General features: G+C 62.6%; 1 protein-coding gene. It reads right to left on the bottom strand.

Annotated elements, in window-relative coordinates:
- Positions 1–372, bottom strand: a 372-nt coding sequence (locus tag GSQ70_RS00690; RefSeq protein ID WP_158780484.1) for an invasin domain 3-containing protein, incomplete at both ends; no start/stop codon positions are given.

Here is a 372-nt window from a genome sequence, read left to right as displayed (position 1 = left end):
CTGATGCGCAATATGGAAATCGGAGTGTGCCGGATCCACGTCTCCCGCGATGACGGTGACGTGGCCGGTGAGGCTGCCCACGGCCGCACTGTTGTACTGCGGAGTGACGACGTGTTCACCCGCCAGGGAACCGGTGAGGGAGGCCTGATACAGTCCGGGGTGTGACGAACTCTCGGTAATGGGGCTCACGACGTCGGCGGCGCTGCTGCTGCTGAAGGCCAGCTTGTCCGCGATGCCGCTGACCGCATTGCCTGAGGTATCCTTGGCGCGGAAAGAGACCAGCGCAGCGTCTTTACCGTCAGCCCTGATGGTCTGATGCGCAATATGGAAATCGGAGTGTGCCGGATCCACGTCTCCCGCGATGACGGTGAC

Origin of the sequence: Pantoea sp. BAV 3049 (genome assembly GCF_009765445.1) — a bacterium.
Classification (GTDB): Bacteria; Pseudomonadota; Gammaproteobacteria; order Enterobacterales; family Enterobacteriaceae; genus Erwinia.
Note: the sequence above shows the minus strand (reverse complement) of the source record. Positions and strands in the feature narration are given on the sequence as shown.